The sequence below is a fragment of the Streptomyces siamensis genome (assembly GCF_039543605.1).
Lineage (GTDB): Bacteria > Actinomycetota > Actinomycetes > Streptomycetales > Streptomycetaceae > Streptomyces > Streptomyces siamensis.
On the sequence record NZ_BAABKB010000002.1, the window covers coordinates 1,289,423 to 1,309,098 of the forward strand.

Annotated in this window: 15 protein-coding genes; 9 read left to right on the forward strand and 6 right to left on the reverse strand. The window is 71.2% G+C overall.

The window, feature by feature from the left end; genetic code table 11:
- The first annotated feature begins 524 nt into the window (after nucleotides 1-524).
- The 5 genes from ABEB03_RS08435 to ABEB03_RS08455 all read left to right on the forward strand — a co-directional run bounded on the left by ABEB03_RS08435 (nucleotide 525) and on the right by ABEB03_RS08455 (nucleotide 5,567).
- Nucleotides 525-1,547, forward strand: a complete 1,023-nt coding sequence (locus tag ABEB03_RS08435) for a TraR/DksA family transcriptional regulator (protein ID WP_345643709.1) — start codon at nucleotides 525-527, stop codon at nucleotides 1,545-1,547.
- A gap of 92 nt (nucleotides 1,548-1,639) precedes the next feature.
- Nucleotides 1,640-2,341, forward strand: coding sequence for a signal peptidase II (gene lspA / locus ABEB03_RS08440; protein ID WP_345643711.1), 702 nt, complete (start codon nucleotides 1,640-1,642; stop codon nucleotides 2,339-2,341).
- 153 nt (nucleotides 2,342-2,494) lie between these two features.
- On the forward strand, nucleotides 2,495-3,439 hold the full coding sequence (locus ABEB03_RS08445) for an RluA family pseudouridine synthase (protein WP_345643714.1): 945 nt from the start codon (nucleotides 2,495-2,497) through the stop codon (nucleotides 3,437-3,439).
- Nucleotides 3,436-3,903: a GNAT family N-acetyltransferase gene (locus ABEB03_RS08450; RefSeq protein WP_345643718.1), complete on the forward strand. Its 468-nt coding sequence runs from the start codon at nucleotides 3,436-3,438 to the stop codon at nucleotides 3,901-3,903. The genes ABEB03_RS08445 and ABEB03_RS08450 overlap by 4 nt, the downstream gene beginning before the upstream one ends.
- Before the next feature lie 77 nt (nucleotides 3,904-3,980).
- Nucleotides 3,981-5,567, forward strand: coding sequence for a Na+/H+ antiporter (locus ABEB03_RS08455; RefSeq protein WP_345643721.1), 1,587 nt, complete (start codon nucleotides 3,981-3,983; stop codon nucleotides 5,565-5,567).
- 557 nt (nucleotides 5,568-6,124) lie between these two features.
- On the opposite strand, the gene ABEB03_RS08460 is transcribed toward ABEB03_RS08455, so the two are convergent.
- Nucleotides 6,125-7,249, reverse strand: coding sequence for a mechanosensitive ion channel family protein (locus ABEB03_RS08460; RefSeq protein ID WP_345643724.1), 1,125 nt, complete (start codon nucleotides 7,247-7,249; stop codon nucleotides 6,125-6,127).
- Nucleotides 7,250-7,353: 104 nt separating this feature from the next.
- On the opposite strand from ABEB03_RS08460, the gene ABEB03_RS08465 reads away from it, so the two are divergent.
- The gene (locus ABEB03_RS08465) at nucleotides 7,354-7,923 is read left to right on the forward strand and encodes a dienelactone hydrolase family protein (RefSeq protein ID WP_345643728.1); all 570 of its coding nucleotides are present in this window, start codon (nucleotides 7,354-7,356) and stop codon (nucleotides 7,921-7,923) included.
- 123 nt (nucleotides 7,924-8,046) lie between these two features.
- Here ABEB03_RS08465 and ABEB03_RS08470 read toward each other — a convergent pair whose 3' ends face one another.
- The 4 genes from ABEB03_RS08470 to ABEB03_RS08485 all read right to left on the reverse strand — a co-directional run bounded on the left by ABEB03_RS08470 (nucleotide 8,047) and on the right by ABEB03_RS08485 (nucleotide 12,911).
- On the reverse strand, nucleotides 8,047-9,717 hold the full coding sequence (locus ABEB03_RS08470) for an alkaline phosphatase D family protein (RefSeq protein WP_345643730.1): 1,671 nt from the start codon (nucleotides 9,715-9,717) through the stop codon (nucleotides 8,047-8,049).
- Between the two features lie 149 nt (nucleotides 9,718-9,866).
- Nucleotides 9,867-10,715 (reverse strand): thioredoxin domain-containing protein, encoded by an 849-nt coding sequence (locus ABEB03_RS08475; RefSeq protein ID WP_345643733.1) that lies wholly within the window; start codon nucleotides 10,713-10,715, stop codon nucleotides 9,867-9,869.
- Between the two features lie 92 nt (nucleotides 10,716-10,807).
- Nucleotides 10,808-11,494, reverse strand: a complete 687-nt coding sequence (locus ABEB03_RS08480; protein WP_345643736.1) for a hypothetical protein — start codon at nucleotides 11,492-11,494, stop codon at nucleotides 10,808-10,810.
- Between the two features lie 88 nt (nucleotides 11,495-11,582).
- On the reverse strand, nucleotides 11,583-12,911 hold the full coding sequence (locus tag ABEB03_RS08485) for a DUF2252 domain-containing protein (protein ID WP_345643739.1): 1,329 nt from the start codon (nucleotides 12,909-12,911) through the stop codon (nucleotides 11,583-11,585).
- A gap of 263 nt (nucleotides 12,912-13,174) precedes the next feature.
- Here ABEB03_RS08485 and dnaE point away from each other — a divergent pair, with 263 nt between their 5' ends.
- Entirely contained in the window at nucleotides 13,175-16,714 is a 3,540-nt protein-coding gene (gene dnaE, locus ABEB03_RS08490; protein ID WP_345644176.1) for a DNA polymerase III subunit alpha, read from the forward strand.
- Between the two features lie 166 nt (nucleotides 16,715-16,880).
- Here the strand turns inward: dnaE and ABEB03_RS08495 are convergent, their stop codons facing one another.
- Nucleotides 16,881-17,060: a hypothetical protein gene (locus tag ABEB03_RS08495; RefSeq protein ID WP_095933689.1), complete on the reverse strand. Its 180-nt coding sequence runs from the start codon at nucleotides 17,058-17,060 to the stop codon at nucleotides 16,881-16,883.
- Nucleotides 17,061-17,291: 231 nt separating this feature from the next.
- Between ABEB03_RS08495 and ABEB03_RS08500 the strand changes: the two genes are divergently transcribed.
- Nucleotides 17,292-18,509 (forward strand): NYN domain-containing protein, encoded by a 1,218-nt coding sequence (locus ABEB03_RS08500; protein ID WP_345643745.1) that lies wholly within the window; start codon nucleotides 17,292-17,294, stop codon nucleotides 18,507-18,509.
- A gap of 126 nt (nucleotides 18,510-18,635) precedes the next feature.
- Nucleotides 18,636-19,607 (forward strand): ABC transporter ATP-binding protein, encoded by a 972-nt coding sequence (locus ABEB03_RS08505; protein WP_345644179.1) that lies wholly within the window; start codon nucleotides 18,636-18,638, stop codon nucleotides 19,605-19,607.
- Nucleotides 19,608-19,676: the final 69 nt, after the last annotated feature.

Sequence of the window (19,676 nt, forward strand, 5' to 3'; positions counted from 1 at the left end):
GCTACGGACGCCGTGTGCGGCGCGCTCCCGCGGTACCACCCTCCTTGGCTCCCCGGTGCGCCGTTCGCACCAGTGAGCCCCCTCATTGGGGTCGCGATACCGGGTCTACTGGCCCCTGTGGGGTGTTCTTCCGGCGGCTCCGGGGTGATCTTCACGTCGCGCTGACCCCCGGGCTCCCACCGTCCCCGGGTCGCTCCTGGCCGCGTACGCCGCTACTCGTCCCCATCCACGCTTCTCGCTCCGCCCAGTGTACGGCGCCGCGGGGACAGCGGCCGACCGGTTTACCGGGTGTCCGGGCGGCCCGCGCGGTGACCCGAATGGCGAGGCGGGACCGTCCGGATCCTGGGACGCGGGGACCGGCGGATTACCCGGCGGGGAGCTGGGCACAACGCAGGCAGGCTTGCCGCGCGGGACCCGCGGGGCGGACGAATCGATGGCGTGCCCCGTTGCCGCGGGCCGGAAGTCGATTTATCGTCCCAGCACGATTCGCGAGCAAGATCACAGTATGTGAAGGGGCCGCGGCCATGGTGGCGAAGAAGACCGCCGTACAGCAGTCGGCGTCCGGCAGATCCACGGTTTTGGCGGCCAAGGACGTGGGTGGGAAGAAGAGCGCCACGGGGGCACCCGTGTCCCACGAGGCCCGGCCCGTGAAGACGGTCTCCGGGGCGCAGTCCGGATCGAAGCCCGCGGCCGGTGGGACCGCCCCCGGGAAGGCGGACGGCAAGAAGGTGGCCACCGAGAAGGCGGACGGCAAGAAGGCGGACGCCAAGAAGGCGGCGGCCGGGAAGAAGGCGGCCAAGAAGGCGGTGACCGGCAGGAAGGCGGCCGCGAAGAAGGCGGACGCCCGGGAGCCGGGAGCCGGGAAGGCGGCGGAGAAGGCCGCGGAGGAGACGGGGACCGGCGCCGTGGCGCAGGGCGGCGCCGCGAAGAAGACCCGTGCGAAGGGCGCCACGGCCAGGAAGAGCGGCGGTACGGCGAAGAAGAGCACACGCACGGCGAAGAAGGCGGTCGCTTCCGCGGCCGAGGGCGCGGCCGATGCCGCGAAGACGACGGGAGCCACGACAGTGGTTGCGAAGAAGACTCCTGGCACGGCCACGGCGGCGAAGAAGCCCACGGCCGTCCCCAAGGCGCGGGTCGGCGCGGTGGAGCCCGGCGAGCTCGCGGTGCGCCCCGGTGAGGACCCCTGGACCTCCGAGGAGGTCGAGGAGGCCCGCGCGGAGCTCCAGTCGGAGGCACTGCGGCTGAGCACCGAGATCTCGTCGTCCGAGGAGGCGCTCGCGGGACTGATGCGCGACTCCGGCGACGGCGCCGGAGACGACCAGGCGGACACGGGCACGAAGAACATCACCCGCGAGCACGAGATGGCGCTCGCGGCCAACGCGCGCGAGATGCTGGAGCAGACCGAGCGGGCCCTGGAGCGCCTGGAGACGGGGACGTACGGGCTCTGCGAGAGCTGCGGCAATCCGATCGGCAAGGCCCGTATGCAGGCCTTCCCGCGCGCCACCCTGTGCGTCGAGTGCAAGCAGAAGCAGGAACGCCGGTACTGAACCGCGTGGGAGTGCTCCTGAGCACGTGGGCCGCGTGGGGCGTGCCGTACTCTCGTCCTCAGTCAGGAACCTAGGTCGAGGGACTCACTCACGTGGCAGAGGCGGAGCGCATCATCGGTACGCCGGACATCCCAGGGGCGGCGGGGGCCGAGCCGGAGCAGTCCGACGAGAAGGCGGCGTCGGGCGGCCGGTCCGGTTCCGGCGAGCAGGTGCCGGCCGAGCGGTCCGCCGAGGATGCCGTGCGGCCCTCCCCGGACGCCTCGGACGCCGGCGCGGACGGGGCACCGTCCGCGGACGGGCGGCCCAGGGGCAGGCGCCGGATCGCCGTGCTCTTCACGGTCGCCGTGCTCGCGTACGCCCTCGACCTCGTCAGCAAGATGATCGTCGTCGCGAAGCTGGAGCACCACGACTCGATCGAGATCATCGGGGACTGGCTGAAGTTCGAGGCGATCCGCAACGCGGGCGCGGCCTTCGGCTTCGGCGAGGCGTTCACGGTGATCTTCACGGTGATCGCCGCGGCCGTGATCGTGGTCATCGCCCGGCTCGCGCGCAAGCTCTACAGCCTGCCCTGGGCGATCGCGCTGGGTCTGCTGCTCGGCGGCGCGCTGGGCAACCTGACCGACCGGATCTTCCGCTCGCCGGGGGTCTTCGAGGGCGCGGTCGTGGACTTCATCGCCCCCAAGCACTTCGCGGTCTTCAACCTCGCCGACTCGGCGATCGTGTGCGGCGGCATCCTGATCGTGCTGCTGTCCTTCCGCGGACTCGACCCGGACGGCACGGTCCACAAGGACTGACGCGCGACGCTCCCCCGATCGCCCGGACGCCCCGGCGCCGGGCGGGCCGGGCCCCGGCGGCGGCCTTCACCCCGGTGCCGGGGACACCACGTAAGGGCACTCACGTTCGGGCCGTGGTCAGGGGGTGTCCGAGCCTTCCGGCATACTCGACGGGTGAGCACGCTTCCCGAGATCCGTACCCTGCCCGTGCCCGACGGCCTGGAGGGCGAGCGCGTCGACGCCGCCATCTCCCGCATGTTCGGCTTCTCCCGCACGAAGGCCGCCGAGCTGGCCGCCGCGGGGAAGGTCGCGGTGGACGGCTCCGTGGTCGGCAAGTCCGAGCGCGTGCACGGCGGCGCCTGGCTCGAGGTCGAGATGCCGCAGGCGCCCGCGCCCGTGCAGATCGTCGCCGAACCCGTCGAGGGCATGGAGATCGTGCACGACGACGACGACGTGGTCGTGATCGTCAAGCCGGTCGGCGTGGCCGCGCACCCCAGCCCCGGCTGGTCGGGCCCGACCGTGATCGGCGGTCTCGCGGCCGCCGGGTACCGCATCTCGACCTCCGGCGCCTCGGAGCGTCAGGGCATCGTGCACCGCCTCGACGTGGGCACCTCGGGCCTGATGGTGGTCGCCAAGTCGGAGTACGCGTACACGTCCCTGAAGCGCCAGTTCAAGGAGCGCACGGTCGACAAGCGCTACCACACGCTCGTCCAGGGCCACCCGGACCCGACCAGCGGCACCATCGACGCCCCCATCGGACGCCACCCGAACCACGACTACAAGTGGGCGGTCACGGCCGAGGGCAAGCCCTCGGTCACGCACTACGACCTGGTCGAGGCGTTCCGCGCGGCCTCGCTGCTCGACGTCAAGCTGGAGACGGGGCGCACCCACCAGATCCGCGTCCACATGGCAGCCCACCGCCACCCGTGCGTCGGCGACCTGACCTACGGCGCGGATCCGACGCTCGCCAAGCGGCTGGGTCTCACCCGGCAGTGGCTGCACGCGGTGCGGCTCGGCTTCGAGCACCCCGGGGACGGCCAGTGGGTGGAGTTCGCCAGCGACTACCCCGACGATCTCCGGAACGCGCTCGACAAGGTCCGCGAGGAGAGCTACGCGTGAGCACCGAGTACGTGCTGCGGGTCGCCGAGGACCCCGCCGACCGCGAGGCCTGCTTCGCGGTGCGCAAGGAGGTCTTCGTCGGCGAGCAGGGCGTCCCCGAGGACATCGAGTACGACGCCTACGACGCCACGGCGCTGCACGTGCTGGCCGTCCGCGCGGACGGCACGGCGCTCGGCACCGGTCGGCTGCTGTACGGCGAGGCCGCGTCCGCGAAGACCGGCGGCGACCTCACCGTCGGCTCCCTGGGGCGGCTCGCCGTGACCCGCGAGGCACGTGGCCTCGGCGTCGGTGCCGCGCTCGTGGGCGCCATCGAGGACGCCGCACGCGCGCGTGGACTGGCCGCGGTCGACCTGCACGCGCAGACCCACGCCCTGGGGTTCTACGAACGGCTGGGGTACGTGGCGTACGGGGCGGAGTTCCCGGACGCCGGCATCCCGCACCTGGCGATGCGCAAGGTCCTGTAGCGGGGGATCGTCCCGAGGGCATGGCAGGCTTGGGGTCTGCTTGTCCTTGATCTCCTAGAGCTGCCGGAGCGCTGACCGTGGATCAGTTGGCCCTGCTGTTCGTCCTGCTGCTCGGGGCCGTGGTGAGCGTCCCGGTGGGGGACCGGTTCGGGTTGCCCGCGCCGGTGCTGATGACCCTCCTCGGGATCGCGCTGGCCCTTCCGGACTTCGTCCCCAACGTGGACATCCCGCCGGACCTGATCCTGCCCGCGTTGCTGCCGCCCCTGCTCTACGCGGCGGTGCGGCGCACCTCGTGGAGACAGTTCGCCGCCAACATCCGTCCGATCTTCCTGCTCGCCGTCGCGCTGGTGTTCGTGACCACCCTGGCCGTGGCCGCCGTCGCCCACGCGATCGTGCCGGGGCTGCCGCTCGCCGCCGCGGTGGCGCTCGGCGCGCTGGTGGCGCCGCCCGACCCGGTCGCGGCGACCGCCGTGGCCGGCCAGCTCGGGCTGCCCCGCCGTCTGGTGTCGATCCTGGAGGGGGAGGGTCTCTTCAACGACGTGACGGCCATCGTGCTCTACCACGTCGCGATCGCGGCCGCGGTGAGCGGCACCTTCTCGCCCTGGGCGGCGGGGCTCGACCTCGTGCTGTCCGCGGTCGTCGCGGTCGCCGTCGGAGTGGCGCTGGGCTGGGCCGCGAACAAGCTGATGTCCCTGCTCGGCGACGCCACCCTGCAGATCGGCCTGACGCTGCTCGTGCCGTACGCCTCGTACGTCCTGGCCGAGGAGCTCCACGGTTCCGGGGTGCTGGCGGTGCTCACCACCGCGCTGTTCCTGGCCGAGTACGCGCTCGACGCCGACGACGTCCTCACCCGGCTGACCGGATCGACGGTCTGGGACGTGGTGGACACGCTCGTGACGGGCGTCGCGTTCGGGCTCATCGGGCTCGAACTGCACAACGCCATCAGGACGGCGGCGGGACGCTGGGGCGAGATGCTCGGCTGGTCCGCCACGATCGTGGCCGTCGTCGTGTTCGTACGGCTGGTCTGGCTGCTGCCCGCGACCTGGCTGACCAAGCGGCTGCACGCCAAGCGTGACTACGACGAGGAGATCCCGACGTCGTGGCGGGAGACCGTCGTGATGTGGTGGGCCGGAATGCGGGGCGTCGCCTCCGTGGCCCTGGCGCTGGCGATCCCGCTGGAGATGGACGACGGGTCGCCCTTTCCCGACCGCGACGAGATCGTGTTCATCGCCTTCGGGGTGATCATGGCGACGCTCGTGCTCCAGGGGCTCACCCTGCCGTGGCTGGTGAAGAAGCTCGGGGTGCGGGCCGACGAGGACGTCGAGAAGGCCTTCGAGAAGGAGCTGGCGATCCGTGCCGCGAAGGCCGCGAAGACGCGGCTGCGGGAGATCGAGGACGTGGAGGAGCTGCCCGAGGAGGTCTCCGAGCAGCTGCTGCGGCGGGCCCACGACATCGGGGTGCGGATCAGCCCCGACATGGGGGACGAGGAGCGCCGCGAGGCTTACGAGCAGCGGGCACGGCGGTTGAAGCGGATGCGGCGGATCCAGGCGGAGATGCTGAGCGCGGCGCGGCACGAGGTGCTGGCCGCGCGCAGTGAGCCGGGGGCGGACCCCGAGGTCGTCGACCGCGTGCTTCGGCATCTGGATGTGCGCAGCCTGCGGTGACGGTCCCCTGGGGTTGAGGGGGCTGCTCGGGGGTGCTGCTCGGCTGGCCTGCGGTGACGGTCCCCTGGGGTCGAGGAGGCTTCTCGGGGGTGCGGCTCGGCTGGCCTGCGAGGTGCGCTTCGGTCGCGGGGCCTGCCCGGCCTGTGGCCGGGTTCGTCTCCCGCCCGCGCGCCACCCGTGACACTTCGACGGGCGGTTGGACTTTCCCGTGGGGGGTGCGCGCCGTCGGCGGCCTCGGCGTTGGGTCCGGGCCGTGGCGGCCGCGGGTGCGCTTCGGTCGCGGGGCCTGCCCGGCCTGTGGCCGGGTTCGTCTCCCGCCCGCGCGCCACCCGTGACCCTTCGCCGAGCGGTTGGACTCTCCCGTGGGGGGTGCGCGCCGTCGGCGGCCTCGGCGTTGGGTCCGGGCAGTGGCGGCCGCGGGTGCGCTTCGGCCGCGGGGCCTGCCCGGCCTGTGGCCGGGTTCGCCTCCCGCCCGCGCCACCCGTGACCCTTCGCCGAGCCGTTGGACTCTCCCGTAGGGTGCGCCGTCGGCGGCCTCGGTGATGGGTCGGGTGCGGCTAGCCGCGGCCCGTGCCGGTGCGTGGGGGTTCGAAGGGGAGGGTCGCGGCGCCGTCCTGGTCGCGGCGCGGACCCCGCAGCGTCCTGCCGGGAGGCGGCGCCGCGTCCGCCGTGTTGACGCGGGGGAGCGCGTAGGGGTGGTCCTCGGTCAGCCAGCGGATCATCCGCTCGCGGACCGTGACCCGCACCGTCCAGATGTCGTCCGCGTCCTTGGCCGTGACCAGGGCGCGCACCTGCATGGTGTTGGGCGTGGAGTCCGTGACGGCCAGACCGTAGTCGCGTCCGTCCCAGGCCGGGCACTCGCGCAGGATGTCGCGCAGCTTCTCGCGCATGGCCTCCACCGGTGCCGAGTGGTCGACGTGGAAGAGGACGATGCCGGTCATCTGGGCGCTGCCGCGCGACCAGTTCTCGAACGGCTTCGAGGTGAAGTACGAGACGGGCATCGTGATCCGCCGCTCGTCCCAGGTCCGTACCGTCAGAAAGGTCAGGGTGATCTCGTCGACGGTGCCCCACTCACCGTCCACCACGACCGTGTCGCCGAGGCGCACCATGTCGCCGAAGGCGATCTGCAGCCCTGCGAAGAGGTTCGACAGCGTGGACTGTGCGGCGACACCGGCGACGATGCCGAGGACGCCGGCCGAGGCGAGCAGCGAGGCGCCGGCCGCCCGCATCGCCGGGAAGGTGAGCAGCATCGCGGCGACCGCGACCACGCCGACGATCGCGGACACCACCCGTTGGATCAGCGTCACCTGGGTGCGCACCCGGCGGACCCGGGCGGGGTCGCGGTGCGCGGTCGCGTAGCGGGTGTACGAGGTCTCCACGACGGCGGCGGCGATGCGCACCACCAGCCAGGCCGTGGAGCCGATGAGGGTCAGCGTCAGGATCCGGCCGATACCGATGGAGTGCTCCTCCAGCAGCTCGGCCTCCGCGTAGGACCCTCTGAGCATGGCGGTGCACAGGACGAGTTGGAAGGGGACACGGCCGCGACGGAGCAGCCCCCACAGCGGGGTCTCGTGATGCCGGCCGTCCGCGCGCCGCAGCAGCAGGTCCACGGCCCACCCGACGAGCAGCGTGAGCACGACCGAGCCGCCGACGACGATCACCGGGCGCAGTACGTTCTCCATGCCCCCGACCGTAACCGGCCCGCCGCGGTCCAAACCTGGAGCCGGAAGCCGTCCGTACACGGGCCCGCGCGGCGTTGTCGGTCCAGGCTGGCACCATGGAGCCCATGAACGTCATGCTCTTTCACTCCACCTACGGGCTGCGGCCGGCGGTGCGCGCCGCGGCGGACCGGCTGCGTGCCGCGGGGCACGAGGTGTGGACGCCCGACCTCTTCGAGGGCCGCACCTTCGACACGGTGGAGGAGGGAATGGCCTTCAACGAGGAGATCGGCAAGGACGAGCTCCTCAAGCGCGCCGTGCTCGCCGCCGCGCCCTACTCCGAGCGCGGCCTGGTGTACGCGGGCTTCTCCCTCGGCGCGTCGATCGCGCAGACCCTCGCCCTGGGCGACGAGAAGGCCCGGGGACTGCTGCTCCTGCACGGCACTTCGGACATCGCGGAGAGCGCCTCGGTCGACGAGCTGCCGGTCCAGCTGCACGTCGCCGAGCCGGACCAGTTCGAGACGGACGACTGGCTTAGCGCCTGGTACCTGCAGATGCGCAGAGCCGGCGCGGACGTCGAGGTCTACCGGTATGCCGGCGCGGGCCACCTGTACACCGACCCGGACCTGCCGGACCACGACGCCGAGGCGGCCGAGGCCACCTGGAAGGTGGCGCTCGGCTTCCTCGACAGCCTGTAGAGCGGCGGCGGGAGCCGGTCCGGCGGCGTCCCGGGGAGCTCCCGGGTCGGCGCGGAGAGCCCCGTCGGCCCGGAGAGCTCCGTCGGCCCGCGGAGCTCTCCGGACAGCGCCGTCGGCACGGCGTCACACCGGGTCGTACGTCCGCTCCACCTTCTGCGTACCGCTGCGCGTGCGGTACGAACGGACCCAGGACGCCGTCGCGTTCGGGTCCGTGCGGTCGGAGAGCACGTAGTAGTCCATCTGCGCACGGGCACCCGTGATGTCCAGGACGCCGAAGCCGTGGCGGTCGGTGTCGACCCAGTGGACGTGCCGGTTGGCCGCGCGGATGATCGGTGACGCCACGGCCGAGACGGTGCCCTCCGGGACCTTGACGATGTCGTCGAGGTTGTCGGAGGAGACCGAGGTGACCACGAACTCGGTGGCGGCGGAGGCGGACAGCGGATACGTACCCGCGTCGACCGGCACGTCGTTGGCCCAGGCCATGTGGATGTCGCCGGTGAGGAAGACGGTGTTGCGGATCGCCTGGGACCGCAGGTGCGCGAGCAGTTCGCGGCGGTCGTCCGTGTAGCCGTCCCACTGGTCGGTGTTGAGGGCGATGCCCTCCTGCGGCAGCCCGAGCAGCTTGGCGAGCGGCTTGAGCAGATCGGCGGGGAGCGAACCCACCGCGAACGGCGAGATCATCACCGAGTTGCCGACCAGGCGCCAGGTGGTGTCCGAGGCCTTCAGCCCCGACTTCAGCCAGTCGAGCTGGGCCCGGCCGGTGAGCGTACGGTCCGGGTCGTCCACCGAGCCGCTGGCCGTGGAGGCCTGCTGGGAGCGGAAGGAGCGCAGGTCCAGCAGCGAGAGGTCGGCGAGCTTGCCGAAGCGCAGCCGGCGGTAGGTGGTGCCCTCGATGGCGGGACGCACCGGCATCCACTCGAAGTAGGCCTGCTTCGCGGCGGCCTGACGGGCCGACCAGGTGCCCTCGGCACCCTCGGTGTGGTTCACGGCGCCGCCCGACCAGGCGTTGTCGGCGAACTCGTGGTCGTCCCAGATCGCGACGACCGGCGCCTTGTGGTGCAGGGCCTGGAGGTCCGGGTCCGTCTTGTAGCGGCCGTGCCGGGTGCGGTAGTCGGCGAGGGTGAGGATCTCGTTCGCCGGGGCGTGCGGCCGGACGACCTTGCCGCGCGCCGCGTACTCGCCCGACTTGTACTCGTAGATGTAGTCGCCGAGGTGCAGCCAGGCGTCCAGGTCGCCGCGGGCGGCCAGGTGGCGGTACGGGGAGAAGTAGCCCGCCTCCCAGTTGGCGCAGGACACCACGCCGAAGCGCAGCCCGGCCACGGAGGCGTCGGCGGCGGGCGCGGTGCGGGTGCGGGCGGCGGGGGAGTCGGTGCCGCCGGCGGAGAAGCGGAACCAGTAGTCGGTGGCGGGTTCCAGACCGCGGATGTCCGCCTTGACGGTGTGGTCCGAGGCGGCCGTCGCGGTGGTGGTGCCCTTGGCGACGATCGTGCCGAACGCCTTGTCCTTGGCGACGGTCCAGCTGACCTCGGTGTCCGGGCCGAGCCCGGAGCCGGGTATCGCCTCCGGGGTGGGCGTCACGCGGGTCCACAGCAGGATGCCGTCGGGCAGCGGGTCGCCGGAGGCGACGCCGTGCAGGAAGGCGGGTGCCTCGACGGCGGCCCGGGCGGGCAGGGCGGCCGCGAGCGGGGCGGCGAGGACGGCGGTGGCGGCCGCGGCCTTGACGACCGTGCGGCGGCGCGGGGCGCGGGAGTTGAGGGCGCCCGAGGAGTCGGATGATCTGAATCGACTGGTCACGAGCGATCAGGTTACCGATCGGTACAAGCCAAGAGCGGGCGAACTGGCAAAAGTTCGCCCGCTCTTCGGGAGCCGGTCGTTCAACGCGCCCGTGAGGGGCCGCCGGTGGCTCCGGTCCCGGTCTCGGCACGGGCACCGGAGCCGGTGACTCAGCCCTTGAGCGCCGCCTCGATCGCCGTGGTGAACTCGGCGGTCGTCATCGGCGCGTTCTTGCCGTCGGCGCCCGTGAGCTTCTTGCCGTCCATCACCAGGCTCGGCGTGCCGTCGACGCCGTCCTTGTTGGTGTTGAAGGTCTGCGACATCGCGAGGGCCCAGGAGTCGTACGTGCCGTCCTTGACGGCCTTCTGGAACGCCGTGTTGTTCTTGAGCGCGCCGACCGTGTCCGCCACCTTGATCAGGTAGTCGTCGCTCTTGAACTTGTCGTCCGTCTCCTCGGGATGGAACTTCGCCGAGTACAGCGCTGTCTTGTACTCCAGGAAGGCCTCGGGGCTCACGTTCAGCGCCGCGCCCAGGGCGCTCATCGCGTTCTTGGAGCCCTCACCGCGGGAGCCGATCTGGATCTTGCCGCTCTTGTCGGAGTCGCCGTCCAGGAACGTGCCGCCGATGAACTGGATCTTGAACTTGCCGGCGTCGAAGTCCGACTTCAGCGTCGAGCCCACGGTCTGCTCGAACTGCGCACAGATCGGGCAGCGCGGGTCCTCGTACAGCTTCAGGGTCTTCTTCGCGGTGCTCTTGCCGAGGACGACCGTCGTGCCGTTCGTGCCCGTGGTGTTGGCCGGAGTCACCACCTTGTCGTCACTGGCGGTCTCCCAGTAGGTGGGCTTGTTGTTCTGCACGACCGCGTAGCCGACACCGCCGGCGATCGCGAGGACGGCGACGAGGGAGCCGGCGACGACGGCCTGCCGCCTGATCTTCTCGCGCTTGGCCTGACGCTCGCGTTCGAGGCGCAGCTTCTCACGGGCCGCCGACTTCGCCGCCTGGCTGTTCCGCTTGCTCATAGTGGTGATCTCCCTGGGGGACGCGCACATGTCGTACGCGGATACGTGAAGGGGACTGCTTGTGCTCCGGGCGTCGGCCCGGGAGCGGTCGCTCAGACGAGAACGAGTGAGCGGGGCGGTCCTCGTCGTCCCAGGGAGTGCACGAACAGACGCGTGCGGGTGAAGGCCGCGCGGTGCGCGGTGCGCGGCAGCCGGCGCGCCGGAGCGAGCCGCACGGTCACCGCGGCGACCGCGATCAGCAGCGGCCGGAAGGTCGAGGCGCCCACCGCGCGCAGCAGCTGGGCGAGGGCCCGCTCGCCGCGGCGCAGCCAGGCGGCGGCGATCAGGCCGACGGTGACGTGCGCGCCGAGCAGCAGCCAGGCGGCGGTCGGATCGGTGTGCGCGAGCAGCGTCGCCGCCCGGTCGCCGTGGCCGCCGGTCACCCGGGCCAGCGGGGCGCCGACGCTGCCGCCGCCGCACAGCACGTCGAGGCCGACCGAGCGCAGCGGGCCGGCGACCGGACCGCCGGCCCGGCCGTAACAGACGTGCTGGCCCGTGGTGAACACGGTGTCGGCGGCCAGCTCCAGCGGGATCAGCAGGGCGGCGATCCGCCCGAAGCCGCGTTCGCGGCCGGCCAGCGCGAACGCGATGACGAAGACGGCGGCGGCGATCGCGGCGACGGTGGCGAACGGCAGCGGAGCCCGGGACAGCAGGACGTGCGACGCGGTGGAGAGGGTCACGACGACAGCCGTGAACAGCACCGCGCGCACGGCTCTGAGTGGGGTCCCGGACAAGTCCATAGCGCAGAGAGTCTCCCACGTGCTCCCGTAAGAGTCCCCTAAAGGATTCCCATGAATCACGGGAGCGCCGTGGGAGCGGGCCGGAGCCCTACAGCCCCGGGATGCGGCCGTTGCGGAAGAGGTCCACGAAGATCTGGTGGTCGGTGCGCGCCCGTGCGCCGTAGCTGTGGGCGAAGTCCACCAGGAGAGCGGCGAAGCCGTCCTCGTCGGCCGCGATCGCGGCGTCGATGGCCCGCTCCGTGGAGAACGGCACCAGCTCCGAGTGGCCGCTCTCGTCGTCCGCCGCCGCGTGCATCGTGGCCGTGGCCCGGCCGAGGTCCGCGACGACCGCGGCGATCTCCTCGGGGTCGTCGATGTCGCCCCAGTCGAGGTCCACCGCGTACGGCGACACCTCGGCGACCAGCTGGCCCGCGCCGTCCAGCTCGGTCCAGCCCAGCCACGGGTCGGCGTGCGCCTGGAGCGCTCGCTGGGAGATCACCGTGCGGTGGCCCTCGTGCTGGAAGTACTCGCGGATCGAGGAGTCCGTGATGTGGCGGGAGACGGCGGGGGTCTGGGCCTGCTTGATGTAGATCACGACATCGTTCTCCAGGGCGTCGCTGTTGCCCTCGAGGAGGATGTTGTACGACGGGAGGCCGGCCGAGCCGATGCCGATCCCGCGGCGTCCGACGACGTCCTTCACGCGGTACGAGTCCGGGCGGGCCAGCGAGGACTCCGGCAGCGTCTCCAGGTAGCCGTCGAAAGCGGCGAGCACCTTGTAGCGGGTGGCCGCGTCCAGCTCGATGGAACCGCCGCCCGGCGCGAAGCGGCGCTCGAAGTCGCGGATCTCGGTCATGGAGTCGAGCAGCCCGAAGCGGGTCAGCGAGCGGGCGTCACGCAGCGCGTCCAGGAGCGGACCCTCCGCGGTGTCCAGCGTGAAGGGCGGCACCTCGTCGCTCTTGGCGCCGGTCGCGAGGGAGTGGATGCGCTCGCGGTAGGCCGCCGCGTACACCGTGACCAGCTCGGTGATCTGCTCGTCGCTGAGCGCCTTGGCATAGCCGACGAGGGCCACGGAGGCCGCGAAGCGCTTGAGGTCCCAGGTGAACGGGCCGACGTAGGCCTCGTCGAAGTCGTTCACGTTGAAGATCAGGCGGCCCTGGGCGTCCATGTACGTGCCGAAGTTCTCGGCGTGCAGGTCGCCGTGGATCCACACACGCGCGGTGCGGTCGTCCAGGTACGGGCCGCCGCGCTTGTCGGCGTCGAGGTCGTGGTAGAAGAGGCACGCCGTGCCCCGGTAGAACGCGAAGGCGGAGGCCGCCATCTTGCGGAACTTCACGCGGAACGCGGCCGGGTCGGCGGCCAGGAGCTCGCCGAAGGCGGTGTCGAAGACGGCGAGGATCTGCTCGCCGCGTTGCTCGTCGCTGAGCTGCGGGACCGACATCGCTGGGTGCCTCCTGGTGCAGGTGATGCGTGACATGGGGCCGGCGCACCGTCCCCGTGGACAAGGGGTCCAGCCATCCCAACGGACGGCGGACCACGGGAGTGCCCGGAATCCGGCGGCGACAGTGCGGCGGCTTACGGGTACCCCGCATGAAGGTACGTGTGATCCTCCGCGGAGTGTCAGTGGCCCGGCATAGACTTCGACGCTGACCCCCCAGACTGTCCGCAGCCTGTCGACGATTGTTCTCCTTGGAGGCCGAAGCCGTGTCGAAGCCGCCGTTCACGCACCTGCACGTCCACACCCAGTACTCGCTGCTGGACGGTGCCGCGCGGCTCAAGGACATGTTCAATGCCTGCAATGAGATGGGCATGACGCACATCGCCATGAGCGACCACGGCAACCTCCACGGGGCGTACGACTTCTTCCACACGGCCAAGAAGGCGGGCGTCACACCGATCATCGGCATCGAGGCGTACGTCGCCCCGGAGTCCCGGCGCAACAAGCGCAAGATCCAGTGGGGCCAGCCGCACCAGAAGCGCGACGACGTGTCCGGTTCGGGTGGTTACACGCACAAGACGATCTGGGCGTCGAACAAGACGGGCCTGCACAACCTCTTCCGCCTCTCCTCCGACGCGTACGCCGAGGGCTGGCTGCAGAAGTGGCCGCGCATGGACAAGGAGACGATCTCCCAGTGGTCCGAGGGGCTCATCGCCTCCACCGGCTGCCCCTCCGGTGAGCTGCAGACGCGGCTGCGCCTCGGCCAGTTCGACGAGGCCCTGAAGTCGGCCGCCGAGTACCAGGACATCTTCGGCAAGGACCGGTACTTCCTGGAGCTGATGGACCACGGCATCGAGATCGAGCGCCGGGTCCGCGACGGCCTCCTGGAGATCGGCAAGAAGCTCGGCATCCCGCCCCTGGTGACGAACGACTCGCACTACACGTACGCGCACGAGGCGACCGCGCACGACGCCCTGCTGTGCATCCAGACCGGCAAGAACCTCTCCGACCCGGACCGCTTCCGCTTCGACGGCACCGGCTACTACCTCAAGTCCACGGACGAGATGTACGCGGTCGACTCCTCGGACGCCTGGCAGGAGGGCTGTGCCAACACCCTCCTGGTGGCGGAGCAGATCGACACCACCGGCATGTTCGAGGCGAAGAACCTCATGCCGAAGTTCGACATCCCCGAGGGGTTCACCGAGGTCACCTGGTTCAAGGAGGAGGTCCGCCTCGGCATGGAGCGCCGCTTCCCGGGCGGCATCCCCGAGGACCGCCAGAAGCAGGTCGAGTACGAGATGGACGTCATCATCCAGATGGGGTTCCCCGGCTACTTCCTCGTGGTCGCCGACTTCATCATGTGGGCCAAGAAGCAGGGCATCGCGGTCGGCCCGGGCCGTGGTTCGGCGGCCGGTTCGATCGTCGCGTACGCCATGGGCATCACCGACCTCGACCCGATCCCGCACGGCCTGATCTTCGAGCGGTTCCTCAACCCCGAGCGCGTCTCCATGCCCGACGTCGACATCGACTTCGACGAGCGCAGGCGCGTCGAGGTGATCAGGTACGTGACGGAGAAGTACGGCGCCGACAAGGTCGCCATGATCGGCACCTACGGCAAGATCAAGGCCAAGAACGCGATCAAGGACTCCGCGCGCGTGCTGGGCTACCCGTACGCGATGGGCGACCGCCTCACCAAGGCGATGCCCGCCGACGTCCTCGGCAAGGGCATCGACCTCAGCGGCATCACCGACTCCTCGCACCCGCGCTACAGCGAGGCCGGCGAGATCCGGTCGATGTACGAGAACGAGCCGGATGTGAAGAAGGTCATCGACACCGCCAAGGGTGTCGAGGGCCTGGTCCGGCAGATGGGCGTGCACGCCGCCGGCGTCATCATGTCCAGCGAGCCCATCGTCGACCACGCCCCGGTCTGGGTGCGGCACACGGACGGCGTGACGATCACGCAGTGGGACTACCCGCAGTGCGAGTCGCTCGGCCTGCTGAAGATGGACTTCCTCGGCCTGCGCAACCTGACGATCATGGACGACGCCGTCAAGATGGTGAAGTCCAACAAGGGCGTCGACCTCGACCTGCTGGCCCTCCCGCTCGACGATCCGAAGACCTTCGAACTGCTCCAGCGCGGCGAGACCCTCGGTGTCTTCCAGTTCGACGGCGGCCCCATGCGCTCGCTGCTGCGCCTGATGAAGCCCGACAACTTCGAAGACATCTCCGCCGTCTCGGCGCTCTACCGTCCCGGCCCGATGGGCATGGACTCGCACACGAACTACGCGCTGCGCAAGAACAAGCTCCAGGAGATCACCCCGATCCACAAGGAGCTCGAAGAGCCCCTCGAAGAGGTCCTGGCGGTCACCTACGGCCTGATCGTCTACCAGGAGCAGGTGCAGAAAGCCGCCCAGATCATCGCCGGGTACTCGCTCGGCGAGGCCGACATCCTGCGCCGCGTGATGGGCAAGAAGAAGCCCGACGAGCTGGCGAAGAACTTCACCATCTTCCAGGCCGGCGCCCAGAAGAACGGATACAGCGACGAGGCCATCCAGGCCCTGTGGGACGTGCTGGTCCCCTTCGCCGGCTACGCCTTCAACAAGGCCCACTCCGCCGCGTACGGTCTGGTCTCGTACTGGACCGCCTACCTGAAGGCGAACTACCCGGCCGAGTACATGGCCGGTCTGCTCACCTCGGTCAAGGACGACAAGGACAAGTCGGCCGTCTACCTGAACGAGTGCCGGCGCATGGGCATCAAGGTCCTCCCGCCGAACGTCAACGAGTCCCAGTCGAACTTCGCCGCCCAGGGCGACGACGTGATCCTCTTCGGCCTCTCCGCCGTCCGCAACGTCGGCACGAACGTGGTGGAGGCGATCATCCGCGGACGCAAGGCGAAGGGGAAGTACTCCTCCTTCCCCGACTACCTCGACAAGGTCGAGGCGGTCGTCTGCAACAAGCGCACCACGGAATCGCTCATCAAGGCGGGCGCGTTCGACACCATGGGGCACACCCGCAAGGGCCTCACCGCGCAGTTCGAGCCGATGATCGACAACGTGGTCGCGGTCAAGCGCAAGGAGGCCGAGGGCCAGTTCGACCTGTTCGGCGGCATGGGCGACGACAGCGCGGACGAGCCGGGCTTCGGCCTCGACGTCGAGTTCACGACCGACGAGTGGGACAAGGCCTATCTGCTCGCCCAGGAGCGGGAGATGCTCGGCCTGTACGTCTCCGACCACCCGCTCTTCGGCCTGGAGCACGTCCTGTCCGACAAGGCGGACGCGGGCATCTCCCAGCTCACCGGCGGTGAGCACGCGGACGGCGCCGTGGTGACGATCGGCGGCATCATCTCGGGCCTCCAGCGCAAGATGACCAAGCAGGGCAACGCCTGGGCGATCGCGACGGTCGAGGACCTCGCGGGCTCCATGGAGTGCATGTTCTTCCCGGCCACCTACCAGCTGGTGTCGACCCAACTCGTCGAGGACGCGGTCGTCTTCGTCAAGGGCCGCCTCGACAAGCGGGAGGACGTGCCGCGCCTGGTGGCGATGGAGCTCCAGGTCCCCGACCTGTCGAACGCGGGCACCAACGCCCCCGTGATCCTCACCATCCCCGCGGTCAAGGTCACCCCGCCCATGGTCAGCCGCCTCGGCGAGATCCTCAGCCACCACAAGGGCGAGAGCGAGGTGCGCATCAAGCTCCAGGGCCCGCGCAGGACGACGGTGCTGCGGCTCGACCGGCACCGTGTGAAGCCGGACCCGGCGCTGTTCGGCGACCTCAAGGTGCTGCTCGGCCCGTCCTGCCTGGCGGGCTGATCACCCGGCCCGCACGGGGCGGGTGATCAGGGGCGCGGGCTTGCGTGCCCCGGAGGAGCACCGAGCCGGGCGCCGGGACGCACCGAGCCGGGCGACAAAGGGGGCGCATCCCACTGGGATGCGCCCCTCAGTGTGTGCCGGGCTTCAACGGCCCGAACGCGCGGCCTCAGTTGTGGCCGAAGCGCTTCTGCTGCTTACGCGCAACATCCGCGGGGCTGCCCTGGGCGTGCGACATCGACGACTGCTGAGCTTCCGCCGAGGACCGCTGGGCCTGCTCGTGGGCCTGCTCGGCCTGCGAGGCGCGGTTCTGCTGGCCGCCCTGCTTGCGGTTCTTGTTCTTGGCCATGGTGATCTGCCTCCTGTGGGGGATCTAGGGGCCAGGGCCGCGACCAGATTCACATAGGCTGACAAGAGGCGCATTTCAGAGAATTACCGTGCGTAATAAGCCCTGTCGAGGGGTGATCCTCCGATACGCCACGCCGAAGATCGAGTTCCGGCCGTTAACCTCCGCGCGGTCGGGCAGACTCGAAGGAAGCCCGAAGCAAACCTCCCGGAGACCGGAAAGAGGGTGGACCGCGTGGACCGCTGCATCGTCCTGGTGGACGCCGGTTATCTGCTCGGGGCTGCTGCCAGTCTCCTGGCCGGGGAGCCGTCGCGATCCCGGATCACCGTCGACCACGCCGCCCTCATCCAGGGCCTGCGCGAGCGTGCCGAGTCCGACACGGAGCGGCCCCTGCTGCGCATCTACTGGTTCGACGGCGCCCCCGACCGCGTACCGCAGCCGGAACACCGCAGGCTGCGCGTGATGCCGCGGGTGACCGTCCGGCTGGGCGCACTGACCCGCAGCGACGGGCGGTGGGCGCAGAAGGGCGTCGACGCGGCCATGCACGCCGAGCTGACCGAGCTGGCGCGCAACCGCGCCTGCTCCGACGTGGTCCTGGTGACCGGCGACGGCGATCTGCTGCCGGGCATGATGGCCGCCAAGGAGCACGGGGTCGCCGTGCACCTGTGGGCCGTGCAGGCCGCCGACGGCGACTACAACCAGTCCGAGGACCTGGTGGCGGAGGCCGACGAGCGCCGTGTCCTGGACCGGGCCTGGATCACCAAGGCCGTACGCGCCAAGGAACTCGGCGGGATCTGCGCGCCGCCGCCCGCGCCGCGCCCCGAGATCGCCGCGATCCTGTCCGCCCCGCTGCCCGACGCGGCACTCGCGGCGGCCGCCGAACGGTCCGCCCCGGAGGCCGAGCACCAGACGGCGGCCGAGCCGCGCAACGGCACCGAGGAGCGTGTCCCCACCCCCAAGGGCGTCCCCACGCCGAAGGACCTCGCCGCGCTGCGCGGGCCAGGCACCCAGCCCGCCCAGCACCCGGCGAGCGCCACGCTGCGCTGGTCCTCGGACAAGGGATGGATCGACCGGCCCGGGGCCCCGGCGGAGCCGGCGGAGGCCGCCGCGCTGCCCACGCTCGCCCAGCTCACCACCGCCGAGCAGCGATGGGCCGACCGCGAGGAGGACATCACCACGGTCGGCGGCGACCCGTACGAGGTCGGACAGGTCTTCGCGCGCCGCTGGATGGCGCGCCTCACCGACCAGAATCATCTGCAGAAGCTGTCCACGATGTACCCGCGCATCCCGCACCGCGTGGACGGCGAGCTGCTGCGCTACGCGGCCCGGTTCGGCCTGCTCGCGCACAAGGACGACCAGATCGACGAGCACGACCGGTACGCGATCCGGGCCGGCTTCTGGCGCGAGATCGACGTGCGGACGGCCGCGGAGCACGCCCCCGCCGGGGAGTGAGCCGCGGCCCGCGCGGGGCCCGAGCCATGGCCCCGGACGCATAACGGGGCATCGGACCCCGTACCCTCGTCCTTCGTGAGTACGCGCACGGCACAGACGGTCCCGGACGGACACGAGGGCGACGTCGTGTGCGCGGTGCGCGGACTGACCAAGACCTATCCGCCGCTGCGCGGACACCGCGGCACCCCGCCGACGCCCGAGGTGCGCGCCACCGACGGCGTACGCCTGGACATCCGCCGTGCCGAGATCTTCGGACTGCTCGGACCCAACGGTGCCGGGAAGTCGACCCTCGTACGGCAGCTGACCGGGCTCATGCGCCCCGACAGCGGCAGTGTGGAGATCCTCGGGCACGACATCGTGCGCCATCCCGACCGGGCGGCCCGCATCCTCGCCTACCTCGGCCAGGAGTCCACCGCGCTGGACGAGCTGACGGTGTCGCTGGCGGCCGAGACGACCGGGCGGCTGCGCGGACTCGACCTGCGGCAGGCGCGCTCGGAGCGCGACGCGGTACTCGACGAGCTGGGCCTCACCCCGCTGGCCTCCCGCCCCCTGAAGAAGCTCTCCGGCGGGCAGCGGCGGCTCGCCTGCTTCGCCGCGGCGCTCGTCGGGGAGCGCCCGCTGCTGGTCCTCGACGAGCCGACGACCGGTATGGATCCGGTGGCCCGCCGTGCCGTCTGGGCGGCCGTGGACCGACGCCGCGCCGAGCGCGGCACCACCGTGCTGCTGGTCACCCACAACGTCATCGAGGCCGAGACCGTGCTCGACCGGGTCGCCGTGCTCGACCGGGGCCGCGTCATCGCCTGCGACACCCCGGCCGGGCTCAAGGAGCGCGTGGCCGGCGAGGTCCGGGTCGAACTCGTGTGGCGTGAGCGCGCCCCGCTGGAGGTGCCCGAGGTCGCCGCGCTGCGTGCCCGTGCCGTCGAGTCGGGCCGCCGCTGGACCCTGCGCCTTGCCCCCGAGGAGGCCCGCGCGGCCGTCGCGACCGTCACCGGCGGCGCGGCGTTCGCCGCCCTCGACGACTTCACCCTGGCCACCCCGAGCCTGGAGGACGTGTACCTGGCGCTCGGGGGCAACACGCAGGGGCTGGTGAAGGCGTGAGTGCGCGGGACGCACGATCCGTACGTACCCTTCGAGGGCCCGCGGGTGCGCGGAACCCGGGGGAGACCG